At 71.6% G+C, this 18,120-nt stretch carries 18 protein-coding genes; 8 read left to right on the forward strand and 10 right to left on the reverse strand.

Annotation, left to right across the window (positions count from 1 at the left end; all coding sequences use genetic code 11):
• Nucleotides 1-61: 61 nt before the first annotated feature.
• Genes AB0C96_RS01595 through pdhA form a run of 3 tightly spaced genes read right to left on the reverse strand, consistent with a single transcriptional unit; the run spans nucleotide 62 to nucleotide 3,857 of the window.
• On the reverse strand, nucleotides 62-1,633 hold the full coding sequence (locus tag AB0C96_RS01595) for a dihydrolipoamide acetyltransferase family protein (protein WP_362912521.1): 1,572 nt from the start codon (nucleotides 1,631-1,633) through the stop codon (nucleotides 62-64).
• Complete coding sequence (locus AB0C96_RS01600; protein ID WP_362912523.1) at nucleotides 1,633-2,667, reverse strand: alpha-ketoacid dehydrogenase subunit beta; 1,035 nt, start codon at nucleotides 2,665-2,667, stop codon at nucleotides 1,633-1,635. The genes AB0C96_RS01595 and AB0C96_RS01600 overlap by 1 nt, the downstream gene beginning before the upstream one ends.
• Nucleotides 2,664-3,857: a pyruvate dehydrogenase (acetyl-transferring) E1 component subunit alpha gene (pdhA, locus tag AB0C96_RS01605; RefSeq protein ID WP_362912525.1), complete on the reverse strand. Its 1,194-nt coding sequence runs from the start codon at nucleotides 3,855-3,857 to the stop codon at nucleotides 2,664-2,666. The genes AB0C96_RS01600 and pdhA overlap by 4 nt, the downstream gene beginning before the upstream one ends.
• A 253-nt stretch (nucleotides 3,858-4,110) precedes the next feature.
• On the opposite strand from pdhA, the gene AB0C96_RS01610 reads away from it, so the two are divergent.
• On the forward strand, nucleotides 4,111-4,632 hold the full coding sequence (locus AB0C96_RS01610; RefSeq protein WP_362912527.1) for an Lrp/AsnC family transcriptional regulator: 522 nt from the start codon (nucleotides 4,111-4,113) through the stop codon (nucleotides 4,630-4,632).
• A 48-nt stretch (nucleotides 4,633-4,680) separates the two neighbouring features.
• Here AB0C96_RS01610 and AB0C96_RS01615 read toward each other — a convergent pair whose 3' ends face one another.
• Nucleotides 4,681-5,271, reverse strand: a complete 591-nt coding sequence (locus AB0C96_RS01615) for a TetR/AcrR family transcriptional regulator (RefSeq protein ID WP_362912529.1) — start codon at nucleotides 5,269-5,271, stop codon at nucleotides 4,681-4,683.
• A 2-nt stretch (nucleotides 5,272-5,273) separates the two neighbouring features.
• A complete protein-coding gene (locus AB0C96_RS01620) occupies nucleotides 5,274-6,794 on the reverse strand; it encodes a 3-hydroxyacyl-CoA dehydrogenase (protein WP_362912531.1) in 1,521 nt (506 codons plus the stop codon).
• Between the two features lie 146 nt (nucleotides 6,795-6,940).
• On the opposite strand from AB0C96_RS01620, the gene paaN reads away from it, so the two are divergent.
• A complete protein-coding gene (paaN, locus tag AB0C96_RS01625; protein ID WP_362912533.1) occupies nucleotides 6,941-8,623 on the forward strand; it encodes a phenylacetic acid degradation protein PaaN in 1,683 nt (560 codons plus the stop codon).
• Between the two features lie 69 nt (nucleotides 8,624-8,692).
• Here the strand turns inward: paaN and AB0C96_RS01630 are convergent, their stop codons facing one another.
• The 3 genes from AB0C96_RS01630 to AB0C96_RS01640 form a co-directional block, all read right to left on the reverse strand.
• Nucleotides 8,693-9,367, reverse strand: a complete 675-nt coding sequence (locus AB0C96_RS01630; RefSeq protein ID WP_362912535.1) for a TrmH family RNA methyltransferase — start codon at nucleotides 9,365-9,367, stop codon at nucleotides 8,693-8,695.
• Nucleotides 9,364-10,605 carry an HTTM domain-containing protein gene (locus tag AB0C96_RS01635; RefSeq protein WP_362912908.1) on the reverse strand — a complete coding sequence of 414 codons (1,242 nt, stop codon included), beginning with the start codon at nucleotides 10,603-10,605 and terminating at the stop codon, nucleotides 9,364-9,366. Before AB0C96_RS01635 ends, AB0C96_RS01630 begins: the two co-directional genes overlap by 4 nt.
• A gap of 161 nt (nucleotides 10,606-10,766) precedes the next feature.
• Nucleotides 10,767-11,438, reverse strand: a complete 672-nt coding sequence (locus AB0C96_RS01640; protein WP_362912537.1) for a DUF5819 family protein — start codon at nucleotides 11,436-11,438, stop codon at nucleotides 10,767-10,769.
• A gap of 167 nt (nucleotides 11,439-11,605) precedes the next feature.
• On the opposite strand from AB0C96_RS01640, the gene paaA reads away from it, so the two are divergent.
• The 6 genes from paaA (at nucleotide 11,606) to AB0C96_RS01670 (ending at nucleotide 16,429) form a co-directional block, all read left to right on the forward strand.
• Nucleotides 11,606-12,556 (forward strand): 1,2-phenylacetyl-CoA epoxidase subunit PaaA, encoded by a 951-nt coding sequence (gene paaA / locus AB0C96_RS01645; RefSeq protein ID WP_362912539.1) that lies wholly within the window; start codon nucleotides 11,606-11,608, stop codon nucleotides 12,554-12,556.
• On the forward strand, nucleotides 12,553-12,888 hold the full coding sequence (paaB, locus tag AB0C96_RS01650; protein ID WP_362912541.1) for a 1,2-phenylacetyl-CoA epoxidase subunit PaaB: 336 nt from the start codon (nucleotides 12,553-12,555) through the stop codon (nucleotides 12,886-12,888). Before paaA ends, paaB begins: the two co-directional genes overlap by 4 nt.
• Complete coding sequence (gene paaC, locus AB0C96_RS01655; RefSeq protein WP_362912543.1) at nucleotides 12,888-13,604, forward strand: 1,2-phenylacetyl-CoA epoxidase subunit PaaC; 717 nt, start codon at nucleotides 12,888-12,890, stop codon at nucleotides 13,602-13,604. Before paaB ends, paaC begins: the two co-directional genes overlap by 1 nt.
• The gene (gene paaD / locus AB0C96_RS01660) at nucleotides 13,598-14,095 is read left to right on the forward strand and encodes a 1,2-phenylacetyl-CoA epoxidase subunit PaaD (protein WP_362912545.1); all 498 of its coding nucleotides are present in this window, start codon (nucleotides 13,598-13,600) and stop codon (nucleotides 14,093-14,095) included. Before paaC ends, paaD begins: the two co-directional genes overlap by 7 nt.
• The gene (gene paaE, locus AB0C96_RS01665) at nucleotides 14,095-15,138 is read left to right on the forward strand and encodes a 1,2-phenylacetyl-CoA epoxidase subunit PaaE (protein ID WP_362912547.1); all 1,044 of its coding nucleotides are present in this window, start codon (nucleotides 14,095-14,097) and stop codon (nucleotides 15,136-15,138) included. The genes paaD and paaE overlap by 1 nt, the downstream gene beginning before the upstream one ends.
• Nucleotides 15,139-15,295: 157 nt before the next feature.
• Nucleotides 15,296-16,429, forward strand: a complete 1,134-nt coding sequence (locus AB0C96_RS01670; RefSeq protein ID WP_362912549.1) for an acyl-CoA dehydrogenase family protein — start codon at nucleotides 15,296-15,298, stop codon at nucleotides 16,427-16,429.
• A gap of 198 nt (nucleotides 16,430-16,627) precedes the next feature.
• Here the strand turns inward: AB0C96_RS01670 and AB0C96_RS01675 are convergent, their stop codons facing one another.
• Together AB0C96_RS01675 and AB0C96_RS01680 are read right to left on the reverse strand one after the other, a co-directional pair.
• Complete coding sequence (locus tag AB0C96_RS01675) at nucleotides 16,628-16,972, reverse strand: rhodanese-like domain-containing protein (protein WP_362912551.1); 345 nt, start codon at nucleotides 16,970-16,972, stop codon at nucleotides 16,628-16,630.
• Nucleotides 16,973-16,982: 10 nt separating this feature from the next.
• Nucleotides 16,983-17,879 (reverse strand): hypothetical protein, encoded by an 897-nt coding sequence (locus tag AB0C96_RS01680; protein ID WP_362912553.1) that lies wholly within the window; start codon nucleotides 17,877-17,879, stop codon nucleotides 16,983-16,985.
• Nucleotides 17,880-18,120 lie beyond the last annotated feature (241 nt).

Raw genomic sequence — 18,120 nt, forward strand, 5'->3', positions numbered from 1 at the left:
GCCGTCACCAGCACGGTCGCGCCCGGTGCCGCAGGCGCCGCCCCTTGCGCCGTACCCGCCGTCACAGCCCCCGCAGCAACAGCGCGGGCCGCTCCACACAGTCGGCCACGAACCGCAGGAAGCCGCCGGCGGTACCGCCGTCGCACACCCGGTGGTCGAAGGTGAGCGAGAGCTGGACGACCTGGCGGACGGCCAGTTCTCCTTCGTGTACCCAGGGTTTGGCCGCTATCCGGCCGATGCCGAGCATCGCCGCTTCCGGGTGGTTGATGATCGGCGTGGAGCCGTCGACGCCGAAGACGCCGTAGTTGTTGAGGGTGAAGGTGCCGTGCGTCAGCTCGGCCAGCGACAACCCGCCCGTCCTGGCGGTCGCCGTGAGCCGGGCGATCTCCGCGGACAGCCCCTCGACCGTACGGGCCTGCGCGTCCCGGACGACCGGCACCACCAGGCCGCGGTCGGTCTGCGCCGCGAAGCCCAGATGGACGGCGGGCAGCCGGACGATCTCCTGGGTCCTGGTGTCGACGGTCGCATTGAGCTGGGGGAACCGCGCCAGCGCGGCGGTGGTGATCCGGGCCAGCAGCGCGAGCAGCGACACCTTGGGAGCACCCGGCACATTCATCGCCCTACGGGCGGCGAGGAGTTCGGTGGCGTCGGCATCGACCCAGCAGGTCGCCTCGGGGATCTCCCGGCGGCTCCGGCTGAACTTCTCGGCCGCCGCACCGAGCATCCCCCGGAGCGGGATCCGCTCCTCGCCGGGCATGGCACCGGGCGCTTGGGGCGTGGTGGCACCGGCGGCGGGTCCGGTGAGGGGCGTGGCGCACACGGCCGGCCCGGTGACGGTCGCGGCCCCCACCGCGCCCGTCGCAGCGCCTGTCGCACCGGCACCGGCGGGCTGCCGCTCCCGGCGTGCCTCGATCGCGGCCTCGACGTCCGTGCGGAGGATCAGCCCGTCCCGCCCGGACCCCGTCACCTCCCGCAGGTCCACGCCGTGCTCCCGCGCCAGCCGGCGCACCAACGGCGAGATGACGGCCACCGTACGGTCGGCCGCAGCCGCCACGCGGGCTCCGGCGGACCTGTTCGCCCCGGTGCCTTCGGCCGCTCCCACGGCCGCCGGCCCGGCACCGGTCGGTGCGCCGCCGGCCTCCGGGGCCACCTCCTGCCCGGGCGCTCCCGCCGCGGGGACCGCTCCGCTCCCCGGCCGGATCCGGCGCCGCCGCGCCGCCGCCGCGCTCGTGCCGTACCCGACGAGGACGTTCCCGGACCCGGACTCCGCCGCGTCCGCCCCGTTCGCAGGGCCAGCCGGGGCCCCGGGCGCGGGTGCGCCGGCCGTCGTGTCCGCCCCGGAGCCCGGCCCCGACGTCGGTCCGGCCGCCGTCAGGTCGTCCGGCGCGGCGCCCACCGCGACCGTCACCAAAGGTGTGCCCACGGGGACCTCGGCCCCCTCGTCACCGAACCGGGCGGTCACCACGCCGCCGTACGGGCAGGGCACCTCCACCATCGCCTTGGCGGTCTCGACCTCGACCACCGGCTGGTCGACGGCCACCACCTCACCGACCTCGACCAGCCAGTGCACGATCGTCGCCTCGGTGAGGCCCTCCCCCAGGTCGGGCAGGGTGAACTCGCGGACCACGGCCATCACTCACCACGTCCCTCGGTCCATTCCGACTCCCACTGGAGGCGGGCGACGGTGTCCAGAATCCGGTCCACGCCGGGCAGGTGGTGCCGCTCCAGCATCGGCGGCGGATACGGGATGTCGAAGCCGGCGACGCGCAGCACCGGCGCCTCCAGGTGGTGGAAGCAGCGCTCGGTGATCCGTGCGGCGATCTCCCCTCCGGGACCGCCGAACCCGTTCGACTCGTGCACGATCACGGCCCGGCCGGTGCGCCGCACCGATGCACAGACCGTGTCGTCGTCGAACGGCATCAGGGAACGCAGATCGACCACCTCAAGATCCCAGCCCTCGGCCCGGGCGGCCTCGGCGGCCTCCATGCAGACCGGGAGCGACGGGCCGTAGGTGATCAGCGTGGCGCTGCTGCCGCGGCGCCGGACCTCGGCCCGTCCCAGGGGCGCGACCGCCGTGGGCGCGTCGGGCGACCAGTCGGACTTGGACCAGTAGAGCCGCTTGGGCTCGAGGAAGACGACCGGGTCGTCGGAGGCGATGGCGGCCCTCAGCAGCCCGTACGCGTCCTCGACGGTCGCCGGGGTGACGACCTGGAGTCCCGGGGTGGCGAGGTAGTACGCCTCGGAGGAGTCGCTGTGGTGCTCGACGCCGCCGATCCCGCCCCCGTAGGGGATGCGGATGGTGAGCGGCATCGGCATCGCACCCCGGGTGCGGTTGCGCATCCGGGCGACATGGCTGACCAGCTGCTCGAACGCCGGGTAGGCGAAGGCGTCGAACTGCATCTCGACGACCGGCCGCAGCCCGTACATCGCCATGCCGACGGCGGTGCCCAGGATGCCGGCCTCGGCCAGTGCGGTGTCCGTGCAGCGGTCCTCGCCGAACTCCTTGGCCAGACCGTCGGTGACCCGGAAGACGCCGCCGAGGGTGCCGACGTCCTCGCCCATGACGTGGACGGACGGGTCCTCGGCCATGGCGTCGTGCAGCGCGCGGGTCAGCGCCTGCGCCATCGTGGCGGGCTTGCGCGCGGTCGCCGGAGCGGTGGTCGTCATGGCCTGGCCTCCTCGGCGGGCGCGTCGGTGCCCGCTGCGTCCTCGGTGCCCGCGGTGGCCTCGGCGTCCAGCTCGGCGCGCAACTGCGCTGCCTGGGCCCGCAGTTGGCTGGTCTGCTGGGCGAATACGTGGTCGAACAGCTCCATCGGGTCCAGCTCCGGGTCGGCGTTGAGCCCGTCCCGCAAGTCGGCCGCCAGCCGCTCGGCGCTCTCCCGGGTGGCGGCGACGAATTCGTCGGTCAGCAGCTGTCGCGCCGCCAGCTCGTGCTCCAGCAGGGCTATCGGGTCGTGTGCCCGCCAGCTCTCGACCTCGGCGTCGCTGCGGTAGCGGGTGGCGTCGTCGGCGTTGGTGTGCGCCTCGATGCGATACGTGACGGCTTCGATCAGGGTGGGGCCGCCGCCCCTGCGGGCCCGCTGCACGGCGTCGGTGAGCACCTCGTGCATCGCGGGTGCGTCGTTGCCGTCCACCAGGCGGCCCGGCATGCCGTATCCGACCGCCTTGTGGGCGAGGGACGGCGCGGCGGTCTGCTTGGCCAGCGGAACGGAGATCGCAAAACCGTTGTTCTGGACGAGGAAGACGACCGGTGCCTGCCAGAGCGCCGCGAAGTTCAGCGCCTCGTGGAAGTCGCCCTCGCTGGTGCCGCCGTCGCCCACCATGGCCAGCGCGACCACGTCATCGCCCTTGAGGCGGGCGGCGTGCGCCAGGCCCACCGCGTGCGGCAGCTGGGTGGCGAGCGGCGTGCACAGCGGGGCGATGCGGTGCTCGTGCGGGTCATAGCCGTTGTGCCAGTCGCCGCGCAGCAGGGTCAGTGCCTGTACCGGGTCGAGGCCACGGGCCACGGCGGCCAGGGTGTCGCGGTAGCTGGGGAAGAGCCAGTCACGGTCTTCGAGCGCCATCCCGGCGGCGACCTCGCAGGCCTCCTGCCCGGTGGAGGAGGGGTAGACCGCCAGCCGTCCCTGCCGGGTCAGGGCCGTGGCCTGCGCGTTGTAGCGGCGGCCACGCACCAGCTGGGCGTAGAGCCGGGTCAGCAGTCCGGAGTCGAGCCGGGCCGCGGCGTCCGTCCCCAGGAGGCGGTACGGCGTCGCGTCGGGCAGGAGAGGCGCGGGGTCGACGCGCGGCCGCCATGCGGGCGGCGGGCCGGCCAGACTGCTCGTGTTCCTGCTGCTGCCGGGCTGCTCAAGGACCGTCATGTCGAGCACCTCCTCGGATCGAAGGGGTGGCGCGATGGCGCCTCATGTGGGTGGTGGGCGGACTGGGGGCACCTCCCAGCGGTAGCTGGGGGGAGGATGGGCAGGATCAAAACGGTCGGGGCGGGTGCACCCTTCCCTACCGATTGTTCGGTCGTCGATGCATTTTGGCTACAGGCGGGTCACGCCTGTGGACAAACGGTTCTCCACAGCTTGAGATGAAGACAGGGCGTCCACCAAGGGGAGGCGGGACCATATGCCGGACGAACAGATGGCCCACACCACCAGCGGACGGCCGTCTGCACCACCCGCCCCGACATCGCCGGCCGTACGCCCGCTGGACACCATCGACCGCTCGATCCTGCGGATGCTCCAGACCGACGGCCGGGCCTCGATACGCTCCGTCGCAGAGCGGGTCCACGTCTCGCGGGCCAACGCCTACGCCCGGATCAACCGCCTGATAGACGACGGGGTGATACGCGGCTTCAGCGCCCTCGTCGACCAGGAACGCGCAGGTCAGGGCGCCTCCGCCTACATCACACTGAAGATCGTCCAGAACTCCTGGCGCACCGTCCGCAAACAGCTCACCGCGCTGCCGGGGGCCACCCACATCGCCCTGGTCAGCGGCGACTTCGACGTGCTGCTCCTGGTCCACACCAAGGACAACCGGGAACTGCGGGAACTGGTCCTCACCCGCATCCAGTCGATACCGGAAGTCCTCAGCACCCGCACCCTGCTGGTCTTCGAGGAGACCGATCTGGGGCCCGAGGAGGAGTAGCCCGGGGCCGGGCGGACCTGCCCGCGGCTCGCCCGCCGGGCGACCCGGTCAGCCCTTCCGCAGCCCCGCGAAGGCCGTGCGGACCACGGCCTCGGCGACCTCGTCGCGACTCACCGCGCCACCCCGGCCCGGCCGGTACCACTCCACGATCGAGTTGATCATGCCGAAGAGCAGCCGGGTGGCGAGCCGGATGTCCACGTCGTCCCGGAGGTCGCCGTCGGCGGCGGCCTGCTTGAGCAGATCGGCGACCTCGTGGTCGAACTCCCGGCGGCGCTCCATCGCCCACCGCTCGGTGTCCGTGTTCCCGCGCACCCGCAACAGCAGCGTCACATAGGGGAGTTCGTCCATCAGGACCTCGGCCACACGCCGGGTGACGTGCTCCAGCCGCTCGATCGCCCGCCCCTGGAGGGCGCCGGGCTCCTCCAGTACGCCGAACAGCCCGTCCAGGGCCCGGCTTATGGCACGGTGCAGCAGCTCTTCCTTGCTGCGCACATGGTGGTAGATCGACGACTTGGAGATGCCGGCGGCCTTGGAGAGGTGCTCCATGGAGGTGCCGTCGTAGCCGCGCTCGTTGAACACCTCGACGGCGACCGCGAGCAGCGAATCGGGCGTATAGGTGTCGCGCTTGGCCATGGTCATGATTAGAGCACCAATTCCTCGATGTCCGCACGGCGCCGTAGCGCCCAGGACGGTTCGTAGCGTCCGCCGGCGTGGTGGCGGTGCATCGAATCCAGCAGATCCCGCACCCAGTGGGCACCGAGCCGCTCGATCCACTCCAGGGGGCCGCCGGGGTAGTTCACGCCCAGCCGCATGGCCGTGTCGATGTCCTCGGGGGTCGCCACCCCGCGGGCCGCGGCGTCCACGGCGAAGTCGATGATCATCGCGATCGTACGGGCGACGATCATGCCCGGTACGTCCTCCACCACGCTGACCTGCTTGCCCAGCGCCTGGAACAGCCCGACGGCCTCGGCGACGTCCGCTGCGGAGCAGGTCCGGGAGGCGGCGAGGGCGACGCGGGTGGCGGCCCGGTAGTCGAGCGAGAGGTCGAAGCGGATGCACCTCCCGTAGGCCCGGCCGGTCGCCGGATGGCCGTTGGTCAGCACCAGACACGCGCCACCGGGGAGCCCGATGAAGCCCTCCGACTCCCCTGGCGCGCGGTCACGTGTGACCTTGACGCCCGCCTCCTCCATCAGCTCCCGGAGCACCGCCGCGGGGCCCGGCAGCTGCGCGTGCAGGACGACCTCCTCCGGGGCGGGTCGCGGCTCCTCGGTCTGCGGCGCGGGTTTGCGGGCGCCCTCGGAGTAGTCGAACCATCCGCGCCCCGCCTTGCGGCCGTGCAGTCCGGACTCCACCAGCCGGCGCTGCGCCAGCGAGGGCGTGAACTTCGGGTCCTGGAAGAAGGCCCGCCACACGGATTGCGTGACCGCCTCGTTGACGTCCTGCCCGATGAGGTCGGTCAGTTCGAACGGTCCCATGCGGAAGCCGGTGCCCTCACGGAGCACGGCGTCGATGGTGGCCGGGTCGGCGACCCGCTCCTCGTAGGCGCGCAGCGCTTCGGCGTAGAACGGGCGGGCGATGCGGTTGACGAGGAAGCCGGGGGTGTCGGCGCAGCGCACCGGCTTCTTGCCCCAGGCCGCCGCGGTGTCGTACGCGGTGGTGGCGGCGGCCTCGTCGGTGGCGAAGCCGCTGACCACCTCGACCAGCGGGAGCAGCGGTGCGGGGTTGAAGAAGTGCAGGCCCACGCAGCGGCCGGGGCGGCGCAGCCGGCCGGCGACCGCGGTCACGGACAGCGAGGAGGTGTTGGTGGCCAGCAGGCAGCCGTCCGACACGACGTCCTCCAGGGCCGCGAACAGCTCCTGTTTGGCGGGCAGTTGCTCCAGGATCGCCTCGATGACGAGCGCGGTGTCGGCCAGCTCCGTGAGGGCGGCGGCGGGGGAGAGGCGCTCCCGGGCGGCGTCACGGTCGTCCGCCGAAATCCGGCCCTTTTCCACGAGCCGGTCGAGTCGCTGCACGATCGCCCCGGCCGCCCCTTCCGCGCGCCCGGGGGCGGTGTCGTAGAGCCGCACGCGGTGGCCGGCGACCAGCGCCACCTGCGCGATGCCCTGTCCCATGGTGCCGGTGCCCACCACTGCCACGGTGCTGCTGGTCCTGAGTGCCGTCATGCCAGCTGATCCTTCCCGACCGACTTTTCCACAGGCCGGCCGGGCGCTCTTGCCCCGACCGATCGTTCGGTTACTCTAACTCTGTTGACGTTTCCGCACCCAGCCTTATCCACTCTCCGCCCAGCTCGATGAGGAGTTGGTCATCGATGGCCGCCGAAATGACCGCAGCGCAATTGATCGAGAAGCACCGCCCGACCCTCGATCAGGCGCTGGAAGCGATCCGCACCCGCGCCTACTGGTCCCCGCACCCCGAGCACCCGAAGGCGTACGGCGAGAGCGCCCCAGCCGACGGCCTGGCCGCCTTCGAGGCGCTGCGCAGCAAGCGTTTCGAGCTCGACCAGCCCGGCACGGACCACTGGGTGGGCCAGGAAGTCTCGCCCTACGGACCGGAGTTGGGCATTACCTATCCGCATCCGGACGTCGAGGTGCTGCTGCCGGCGATGCGCGCCTCGATGCCCGTCTGGCGGGACGCCGGCCCCGAGGTGCGCGCGGCGGTGTGCCTGGAGATCCTCTCCCGGATCAGCGCCCGCACCCATGAGTTCGCCCAGGCCGTGATGCACACCAGCGGCCAGGCCTTCATGATGGCGTTCCAGGCGGGCGGGCCGCATGCCCAGGACCGCGGCCTGGAGGCGGTGGCGTACGCCTACGCCGAGCAGGTCCGCACCCCCGGGCAGGCGAGCTGGTCCAAGCCGCAGGGCAAGCGCGATCCCCTGGAGCTGGCCAAGAGCTTCACGGCCGTACCGCGCGGCGTCGCCCTGGTGATCGGCTGCAACACCTTCCCGACCTGGAACGGCTACCCGGGACTGTTCGCGTCCCTGGCCACCGGCAACCCGGTGCTGGTCAAGCCGCATCCGCGGGCCGTGCTGCCGCTGGCGCTCACCGTCAAGGTGGCCCGCGAGGTGCTCGACGACGCCGGCTTCCCCACCGACCTGGTGTGCCTGGCGGTGGACAGGCCGGACGAGGGCCTGGCCAAGACCCTCGCCGTGCGCCCCGAGGTCCGGATCATCGACTACACCGGCTCGACCGCCTTCGGCGACTGGCTGGAGACGCACGCCCGGCAGGCGCAGGTCTACACGGAGAAGGCCGGTGTCAACACCGTCGTCATCGATTCCACCGATGACTACAAGGGCATGCTCAGCAACCTCGCCTTCTCCTTGTCGCTCTACAGCGGCCAGATGTGCACCACCCCGCAGAACCTTCTGATCCCCCGCGAGGGCATCACCACGGACGCCGGACCGAAGTCGTACGACGAGGTCGTCAGCGATCTCGCCGGTGCGGTGAGCGGTCTGCTGGGCGATGACGCACGGGCCAACGCCCTCCTCGGCGCGATCGTCAATCCGCAGGTCAAGGAGCGGATCGAGGCCGCCGCCGGACTGGGCGAGGTGGCGCTGGCCTCCCGCGAAGTGGCCAACCCCGAGTTCCCCGGGGCGACGGTCCGTACGCCGGTGATCGTCAAGCTGGACGGCGCCAAGCCGGACTCCGAGGCGGCGTACCTGTCGGAGTGCTTCGGCCCGGTGTCGTTCGCGGTGGCCGTCGACTCCGCGCGGGACGCGGTGGACTTGCTGCGGCGCACCATCCGAGAGAAGGGCGCCATGACGGTCGGGGCGTACACCACCTCGCCGGAGGTGGAGCAGCTGGTGGAGCAGGCCTGTCTGGAGGAGTGCGCCCAGCTGTCGCTGAACCTGACCGGCGGCGTCTATGTGAACCAGACCGCCGCGTTCTCGGACTTCCACGGCTCCGGCGGCAACCCGGCGGCCAATGCGGTGCTGTGCGACAGCGCGTTCGTGGCGAACCGCTTCCGGACGGTGGAGGTGCGGCGACCGGCATGACGCACGGGCCAGTGGGACCGGGGGTTGCCCCGGTCCCACTGGCCCGAGGCCCCGTCACGGGCCGGACGGTCAGACGGTGCCCGGCCCCTCGATGCGGGCATGGCGGCCGATCCAGGCGTGCATCGCGATGGCGGCCGCGGCGCCCGCGTTGATGGAGCGGGTCGAGCCGAACTGGGCGATCGAGCAGACCATCGAGGCGTGCCGGCGCGCCTCCTCGGTCAGCCCCGGCCCTTCCTGGCCGAACAGCAGCACACAGCGGCGCGGCAGCTCGGTCGTCTCCAGCGGCACGGAGCCGGGGAGATTGTCGATCCCGATGATCGGCAGTGCCTCGGCCGTGGCCCAGGCAGTGAGGTCCGCGGTGTCCGGGTGGTGGCGGACGTGCTGGTAGCGGTCGGTCACCATCGCGCCGCGGCGGTTCCAGCGGCGCTGCCCGACGATGTGGACCTCCTTGGCCAGGAACGCGTTCGCGGTCCGCACGACCGAGCCGATGTTGAAGTCGTGGCCCCAGTTCTCGACGGCCACATGGAAGTCGTGGCGACGGGTGTCGAGGTCGGCGACGATCGCCTCCCGCGTCCAGTAGCGGTAGTGGTCGACGACGTTGCGGCGGTCACCGTGCGCGAGCAGCTCGGGGTCGTAGCGATCGTCCTGGGGCCAGGGCTCGGGATGCGGACCGACGCCGATCTGCGTCCCGTAGCCCTCGTCGTACTGGAGGGGCTCGGCGGGGGCGGTTCTCTCACTGCTCACCCCACGAGCGTATGGCCCCCGCCGCCATGCTCGGTACGGGCGTCCGGCTCGCCGCCCGTCTCCCGGTCCGCCGGGCCCGCGTTGCCGGCGCGCGGAGACAGCCGGGCGCACAGTCCGCAGAGGCGCCCGGAGAGCCAGGTGAGGAAGTTCGTCGGCAGGAAGACCGCGTCCGCGGCGATCATCGCGAGCGAGAAGAACGGCAGCCCCAGCAGGAACGCGATCGACAGGTGCTCGCAGATCATCACGACCAGCAGCACGTTCTTCAGACGCCGGTTGAAGAGCGTGAACGGGAACGCGACCTGGACGATCACCGTGCCGTAGGTGATCAGCATGACCATCACGCCGTTGCCGCCGAGCAGGTGGGACAGCGCGGGCCAGGGGGAGAAGTAGTCCAGGTGCATCGGGTAGAAGACCGCGGTGCCGTCCTGCCAGCGGGTGCCCTGGATCTTGTACCAGCCGGCGGTGGCGTAGATCAGGCACACCTCGACCATGATCACCAGCAGTGCGCCGTTGTGGGCGAGCTTGGCGAGGGTGTCCAGGACGGTGCGCGGCTCCCCGGGGGCGTACCGCTGCACCGCCCACCACAGGCCGTGCGTCAGCCACAGGCCCCACAGGGCGGTGCTCCAGCCGATGTGCGGGAACGGGCCGTTCTCGAACCAGTGGAGACCGTATGCGCCGCTCAGCTGGGCGACGGCCAGCCCGAGGCCGAGCACGGCCCACAGGACGATGCCGGGCAGATCGCGGGCGGCCGGGGCGCCCTCGGCGGACTCGGCGCGCTTGGCGCGGCGTGCGTCGAGCGACCACACCTGCCCGCACCGGGTCAGCACGAGGTACATCGACATCAGGTGGACGACGTTGTCGCCGCCGTCCCCTATGAAGATGCTGCGGTTCTGGAGCGAGATCACGCCGAGCATGAAGAGCACCGACATGGTGCGGGTGCGCCAGCCGACCAGCAGCGCCGCGCTGGCCACGATGGCCATGCCGTAGACGCACTCGAACCAGCCGGGCCCGTTGGACCAGAGCAGCGTGGAGAAGGCATGGTTGCCGTCCAGGAGGCGGCGCGCCATGTCCAGGCTCCAGGGGCCGTCGGGCCCGTAGAGGGTCCGGCGGTGCGGCCATTCGCGCAGCAGGAACAGCAGCCAAGTGGCCGCGAAACCGATCCGGATCACGGCGGTCTGGTAGGGGGCCAGCGCCCGGCCGGTGACGAGTCCGAAGCCGCGGCCCACGGCGCGCTCGATCCGGGTCTCCCGATAGGCATCGACGGGGGGCGTGGCGGGCGCCTGTGACTGCGGGGAGTCCTGGGGCACCTGCGCTTGCTGCGGCACGTCGGTCGGCTCCGTGGTGTGCGGGGGCTGTGATGCCCGCTGCGTCTGCTGTGGCTGCTGCGGCGTCGGTGACGTCACTGGTTCTTCGCCCCCTCAGACAGGTCGCCTGCGGTGACCTGCCACCACGGCATCACGCGGTACACGGGCTTGGTGTTGATCTTCTCGGAGCTCCACGGCGGCGGGCTGATCGCCGTGGTCTGCGAACGCGTCTGGATCTGCTCGACCCGACCGCCGCCCCTGGTCCACTCCTCACCCATGCGGAGCATCACGATCCGCCGGACGTAGCGCTCGGCCAGCTCGCCGCGCGGGCCGATCGACTGGTTCTGCGCATTGCGGGTGGCGAGGAAGAGCTCCCAGCCCCGGCGCAGCTGGTTCTGCTGGGTGTGGCTGGGCACCGGGTTGTGGCGTATGGCCTGGCCGTCGCGGGCGGTCAGATCGGTCCAGCCGGTGGTCCGCGTGGCGCCGTTCGCGGTGCGCACCTGGGCGCGGACCTGGACGGCGATGTTCTGCTGGAGCGGGTTGGGTGCGAACAGCTTCCAGTTCTGTTCGTACTCGGGGTAGACGTAGTCGCTGATCAGGGCGCCCTGCTGTTTGCTGAGCGTGTTCGACGGCGCGACGTGCAGGAACATCATCGCCAGATGGATCGCGACGATCACCGCGCCGGCGCAGGCCGCCACGCCTATGACGATCCGCGAGGGCAGCGAGAGCGCGGCCAGTGGTCGCGTTTCGTCCCCGTATGACTGCATTCCCGCCCCGTTCCCAGATTCCATGCGGTCCACTCCGCTTCGGAACCGTACCTATGCGGCCGCACCGGGCACACCCTCCCCCGCGTTATCCACAGGCTTGACACGCACGGCCCACCCACTCACCATTGAACCGAACGATCGGTCGGTCGGGAGCGAGGGGGCACCACATGACGACGATCGCGCCGGAGGAGACGGCTCAGGAGGCGGCGTTCGACGCCACCGTGGCGGCGGACGAACGCATCGAACCGCGGGACTGGATGCCGGACGCCTACCGCTCGACCCTCGTGCGGCAGATTGCGCAGCACGCCCACTCCGAGATCATCGGCATGCAGCCGGAGGCCAACTGGATCACCCGCGCCCCGTCGCTGCGCCGCAAGGCGATCCTGATGGCGAAGGTCCAGGACGAGGCCGGGCACGGCCTGTACCTCTACAGCGCCGCCGAGACCCTGGGCACCAGCCGCGACGAGCTGCTCGACAAACTGCACTCCGGCCGCCAGAAGTACTCCTCGATCTTCAACTACCCCACCCTGACCTGGGCCGACGTCGGAGCCATCGGCTGGCTGGTGGACGGCGCCGCGATCACGAACCAGGTTCCGCTGTGCCGCTGCTCGTACGGCCCCTACGCCCGCGCGATGGTCCGCATCTGCAAGGAGGAGTCCTTCCACCAGCGCCAGGGCTACGAACTCCTGCTGCACCTCAGCCGCGGTACGCAGGCGCAGCACGACATGGCGCAGGACGCGGTGAACCGCTGGTGGTGGCCGTCGCTGATGATGTTCGGCCCGCCGGACGACGAGTCCTCGCACTCCGCGCAGTCCATGGCCTGGAAGATCAAGCGGCACTCCAACGACGAGCTGCGCCAACGCTTCGTGGACATCTGCGTCCCCCAGGCAGAGGCCCTCGGCCTCACCCTCCCCGACCCGGACCTGGTGTGGAACGAGGACCGCGGCCACTGGGACTTCGGCCCCATCGACTGGGCCGAGTTCCGCGAGGTCCTCAAGGGCAACGGCCCCTGCAACGAACAACGGATCAACCGCCGCCGGACGGCACACGAGGAAGGCGCCTGGGTGCGCGAGGCAGCCGCCGCACACGCGGCCAAGCACGGGAAGGCCGGCCGATGACGACACCACGATCCGCCGAATCCTCCACCACCGAGGCCACGGCCGCCCGGCCCACCGACTGGCCCCTGTGGGAGGTCTTCGTCCGCAGCCGCCGCGGCCTCTCGCACAGCCATGCCGGCAGCCTCCACGCACCGGACGCCGAGATGGCCCTGCGCAACGCCCGCGACCTCTACACCCGCCGCTCGGAGGGCGTCTCCATCTGGGTGGTGCCCTCGGCCCAGATCACCGCCTCCTCACCGGACGAGAAGGACGCCTTCTTCGAACCGGCCGGGGACAAGCCCTACCGCCACCCGACCTTCTACGAGATCCCGGAGGGGGTGCATCACCTTTGATGAACCTCATGGCCACCCCGGCCCTGCCCCTCGGGGACGACGCCCTGGTCCTCTCCCACCGCCTGGGCGAGTGGGCCGGCAACGCCCCGGTCCTGGAGGAAGAGGTCGCACTGGCCAATATCGCGCTGGACCTGCTCGGCCAGGCCAGGGTGCTGCTCTCGCTGGTCGGCGACGAGGACGAGCTGGCGTTCCGGCGCGAGGAGCGGGAGTTCCGCAACCTCCAGCTCGTCGAGCAGCCCAACGGCGACTTCGCCCACACCATCGCCCGCCAGCTGTACTTCTCCACCTACCAGGAGCTGCTGTACGAGCAACTCGCCGCGGGCGAGAGCACATTGGCGCCGCTCGCCGGGAAGGCCGTCAAGGAAGTCGCCTACCACCGCGACCACGCCACGCAGTGGACGCTGCGGCTGGGCGACGGCACCGACGAGAGCCACACCCGGATGCAGCGCGCCCTGGACGCCCTGTGGCGCTTCACCGGCGAGCTGTTCGAGCCGGTGGAAGGGCTGGAGGCGGTGCCGTGGCCGACACTCCGCGACTCCTGGACCACCCGCATCACCAGCACTCTGGACCAAGCCACCCTCACCGTCCCCGAAGGCCCCCAGCACGGTGCCTGGACGGCCGGTGCGGGCCGCCAGGGCCTGCACACCGAACCGTTCGGACGGCTGCTCGCCGAGATGCAGCACCTCCACCGCAGCCACCCGGGAGCGACATGGTGACCACCACGGCCCTCGAAGAGGAACTGCGGGCGCTCGCCGGCTCCGTTCCCGACCCCGAGCTGCCCGTCCTCACCCTCGCCGAACTCGGCGTGCTGCGCGACGTCCGCCTGACGGCCCCCGACCGCGTCGAGGTCCGGCTCACCCCCACGTACACCGGCTGCCCGGCCATCGAGGCGATGGCCGCCGACATAGAGCGCGTACTGCACGACCACGGGATAGCCGAGGTCGAGGTCCACACCGTCCTCAGCCCACCGTGGACCACCGACGCGATCACCGCCGAGGGCCGCCGCAAGCTGGCCGCCTTCGGGATCGCCCCACCACGCCCCACAGGGCCGGCCGGCGGACCGGTCGCCGTCGACCTCACAATCCGCTGCCCGCACTGTGGATCGACCGACACCACCCTGCTCAGCCGGTTCTCCTCCACGGCGTGCAAGGCGCTGCGCCGCTGCGAGTCCTGCCGCGAACCCTTCGACCACTTCAAGGAGTTGTGATGTTCCACCCGCTCCAGGTCCGGGAGATCGAGCGGCTCACGGACGATGCGGTGGCCGTCACCTTCGCGGTCCCGCCCGAGCTGCGTACGACGTTCCGGCACACCCCCGGGCAGCACATCGCACTGCGCAGAACGGTCGACGGCCAGGAGATCCGCCGTACGTACTCCATCTGCACGCCCGCCACCGACGAGCCCGCACTGCGCGTGGGCATCCGCCTGGTCGAGGACGGCGCCTTCTCGACTTACGCGCTCAAGGAGTTGGCGGTCGGCGACACGGTGGAGGTGATGGCCCCGGCCGGCCGGTTCGCCCTCGCTCCGCGCCCCGGCCACTTCGTCGGAATCGTCGGGGGCAGCGGGATCACCCCCGTGCTCTCCATCGCCGGCACACTCCTGGCACAGCAGCCGGACGCCCGGTTCTGCCTCATCCGCAGTGACCGCACCGCGGCGTCGACGATGTTCCTGGAGGAGGTGGCCGACCTCAAGGACCGCTATCCCGAACGCTTCCAGCTCATCCACGCCCTCTCCCGCGAGGAACAGCAGGCCGGTCTGCCCTCCGGCCGCCTGGACGAACCCCGGCTCCGCTCCCTCCTGCCCGCCCTGCTGAAGATCGACGCCATCGACGGCTGGTACCTCTGCGGCCCCTACGGCCTGGTCCAGGGCGCCGAGCGCGCGCTGCGTGCCCTCGGCGTGCCCCGCAGCCATATCCACGAAGAGATCTTCCACGTAGACAACGGCGCCCCGACCACCCCTGCCACCGCCGCGCCCGCACACAGCACCGTCACCGCGACCCTCGACGGTCGCTCCGGCAGCTGGCCGGTCCACGACGGCGAATCCCTGCTGGAAGCGGTGCTCCGCAACCGCGCGGACGCCCCGTACGCCTGCAAGGGCGGCGTCTGCGGCACCTGCCGGGCCTTCCTGGTCTCCGGCGAGATCCGCATGGACCGCAACTTCGCCCTGGAAGCGGACGAGGTCGACGCCGGCTACGTCCTGGCCTGCCAGTCCCACCCGGTCACGGAAGAGGTGGAGCTGGACTTCGACCGCTGAACCAGCCGGCGGCCATCGCCCCGACCACGTCACCCCGACCACACCCCGAACCGCCCGAACCGCCGCGCCTTCCGCCACCGACGCCATTCCCAATTCCTGGAACCTGTTCTACCTTGACGCATCGTCAGATCCAGGCGCCGCGTGGAAGGACAGAGCAGTGGACTTCACCTTCACCGAGGAGCAGCAGGCCGCCGTCGAAGCGGCGAAGGCCGTCTTCTCGGGGGTCGCTCCGGACGGCGTGCCCAGCCCCGCACTCACCCCGGGCGCGGTCGCCGACGACTTCGACCGCGCCCTGTGGCACAAGCTCGCCGACGCCGACCTGCTCAGCCTGTCCATCACCCCCGAGCACGGCGGCGCGGGCCTCGACCCCATCGCGCTCTGCCTCGTCCTGCGCGAGTCGGCCAAGGTGCTGGCACGGGTACCGCTGCTGGAGTCCGGAGCCGCCGCACACACCCTCCAGCACCACGCAGCCGAGGAACTGCGCACGGAGGTGCTGCCCAGGATCGCCACCGGGGAGCTCGTCGTGACCGTCGCCGCCGCCGGCCGCACCGGGCACGAACCAGCCGAACTCGCCGTGGACGCCCACCAGGACGGCGCCCACTGGATCCTCGACGGCACCCAGACCGCCGTCCCCTGGGCCCCCACCGCGGACCGGATCCTGCTACCCGCCCACACTCCCGACGGCCACGCGGTACTCGCCCTCGTTCCCCGCACTCACCCCGGCGTCACCCTCGACGACCAGATCTCCACCAGCGGAGAGCGCCACGCCGAGGTCCGGCTGGACTCCGTACGCCTCAGCACCCGGGAAACGATCACCGACCCCGCCGCCTGGGAGTCGCTGCGCAACCTCCTGGCCACCGGCACCTGCGCGCTCGCCCTGGGCCTCGGCGAACGCGTACTGGCAATGACCAGCGACTACACCAGCAAACGCGAACAGTTCGGCTTCCCCGTGGCCACCTTCCAGGCCGTCGCAGTCCAGGCCGCCGACCGCTTCATCGACCTCCGCGCCATGGAGGCCACGCTCTGGCAGGCGGCCTGGCGGATCACCACCGGCGCGCCCGGCCCGCTGCCACCCGCGGGAGACGTCGCGGTCGCCAAGATCTGGGCCTCCGAGGGAGTGCGCCGCGTCGTCCAGACCGCCCAGCATCTGCACGGCGGCTTCGGCGCCGACACCGACTACTCCCTGCACCGCTACCACGCCTGGGCCAAACAGCTCGAACTCTCCCTCGGCCCCGCAGCCGCACACGAGGCGACACTGGGCGACCTGCTGGCGGCACATGCGCTGGCGTGAGGGAGAGGGGGAGGGGGAGGGTCAGGAGAGAAGTGAGGCGCGGAGGCGAGGCGAAGCGATGCGGGGCGGGGCCGGGCGGGACAGGGAGAGCGGGCGTCCCGCTGCGTGGCGCGTCAAAGGCCGCGATCCCTGGATGATCGCGGCCTTCGGATGTGCGGCGACGCCTGGAAAGGCGCCTGGAAAGGTGATCAGCGACGCCTAGATGATCGCGCCTGCGCCGCCCTTGTCGTCCGAGACCGGACGACCGGCGGCCTCCCAGGCCTGCATGCCACCCGCGACATTCACCGCCTCGATGCCCTGCTGAAGCAGATACTGCGCGACCTGCGCCGAGCGCCCACCGACCCGGCACAGGACATACACCTTGCCGCCCTCGGGCGCCGCCTCGGTCAGCTCCCCGTAGCGGGCGACGAACTCGCTCATCGGGATGTGCAGCGCGCCCTCGGCGTGCCCCGCCTCCCACTCGTCGTTCTCGCGCACGTCCAGGAGGAAGTCCTCGGACGTGAGCGCGTCCACACCGACCGTGGGTACAGAACCAAATTGCATGGCAACGACGCTACCCGACCAGCTGCGCAAGGTGGGCCTCGCGCTCTGCAACATCGGCGAGCAGCTTCTCGGCGATCTCGTCCAACAGCGCATCCGGGTCGTCCGGCGCCATCTTGATCATCGCGCCGATCGCGCTCTCCTCCAGCTCGGCGGCGACGACGGCCAGCAGTTCCTTGCGCGCCGCCAGCCACTCCAGCCGGGCGTACAGCTCCTCACTCTCGGTGAGCCACCGCTCGGCCGGCGCGGGACCAGCCTCCCACTCACTCGCCAGCTCCCGCAGCGCAGCCTCGTCACCCCGGCCGTACGCCGTGTTGACCCGGGCGATGAAGGCGTCCCGCCGCGCCCGCTCCGCGTCGTCCCTGGCCAGGTCCGGGTGGGCCTTGCGCACCAGGTCGCGGTAGACCTTGCGGGCCTCCTCGCTGGGCCGCACCTTCTGTGGAGGCCGCACCGGCTGCTCGGTGAGCATCGCCTGCGCCTCGTCGAACAGCCCGTCCGCGCCCATCCAGCCGTGGAACAGCTCCTCGACCCCCGGCATCGGCAGCACCGACGCGCGCGCTTCCTGCGCCTTGCGGACGTCCTCGGGATCGCCGGTACGCGCCGCCACGGCCTCGGCGATCTGCGCGTCCAGCTCATCCAGCCGCGCGTACATGGGGCCGAGCCGCTGGTGGTGCAGCCGCGAGAAGTTCTCCACCTCAACCCTGAAGGTCTCCACCGCGATCTCGAACTCGATCAGTGCCTGCTCAGCCGCCCGCACCGCCTTCGCCAGCCGCCGGGTCGCCTCGTCCTGAGCCGCCTGCTCCTCCGCCGCGCCATCCGTCTCACCCTCCGCCGCGGCCTGCTCACCGGGCGAACCAGCCGACGGCCCCGCGGCCTGAGCAGCGGACGGACCAGACGACGAGCCGGGCATCGATTCCGCCGCGGGCTCCGCAGAAGGATCAGCCTGCCGACTCTCCGGGCCCCCACCCGGGTGCCCCGAGCCCGCGCCCAGCTGCCCTGAGCCCGCATCCGGGTGCCCCGAGCCCGCGCCCTGGTCGCCCGGACCTGCATCCGGGTCACCCGGGTCCACGCCCCGACCTCCCGAGTTTCCGTCGGGCCCGGCGTCACCGCCGGCCCCGGCACCCTGGCTCCCACCACGGGCGTCATCCGAA

The sequence above is a fragment of the Streptomyces sp. NPDC048506 genome, from assembly GCF_040651315.1.
In the GTDB taxonomy this organism is placed as follows: domain Bacteria; phylum Actinomycetota; class Actinomycetes; order Streptomycetales; family Streptomycetaceae; genus Streptomyces.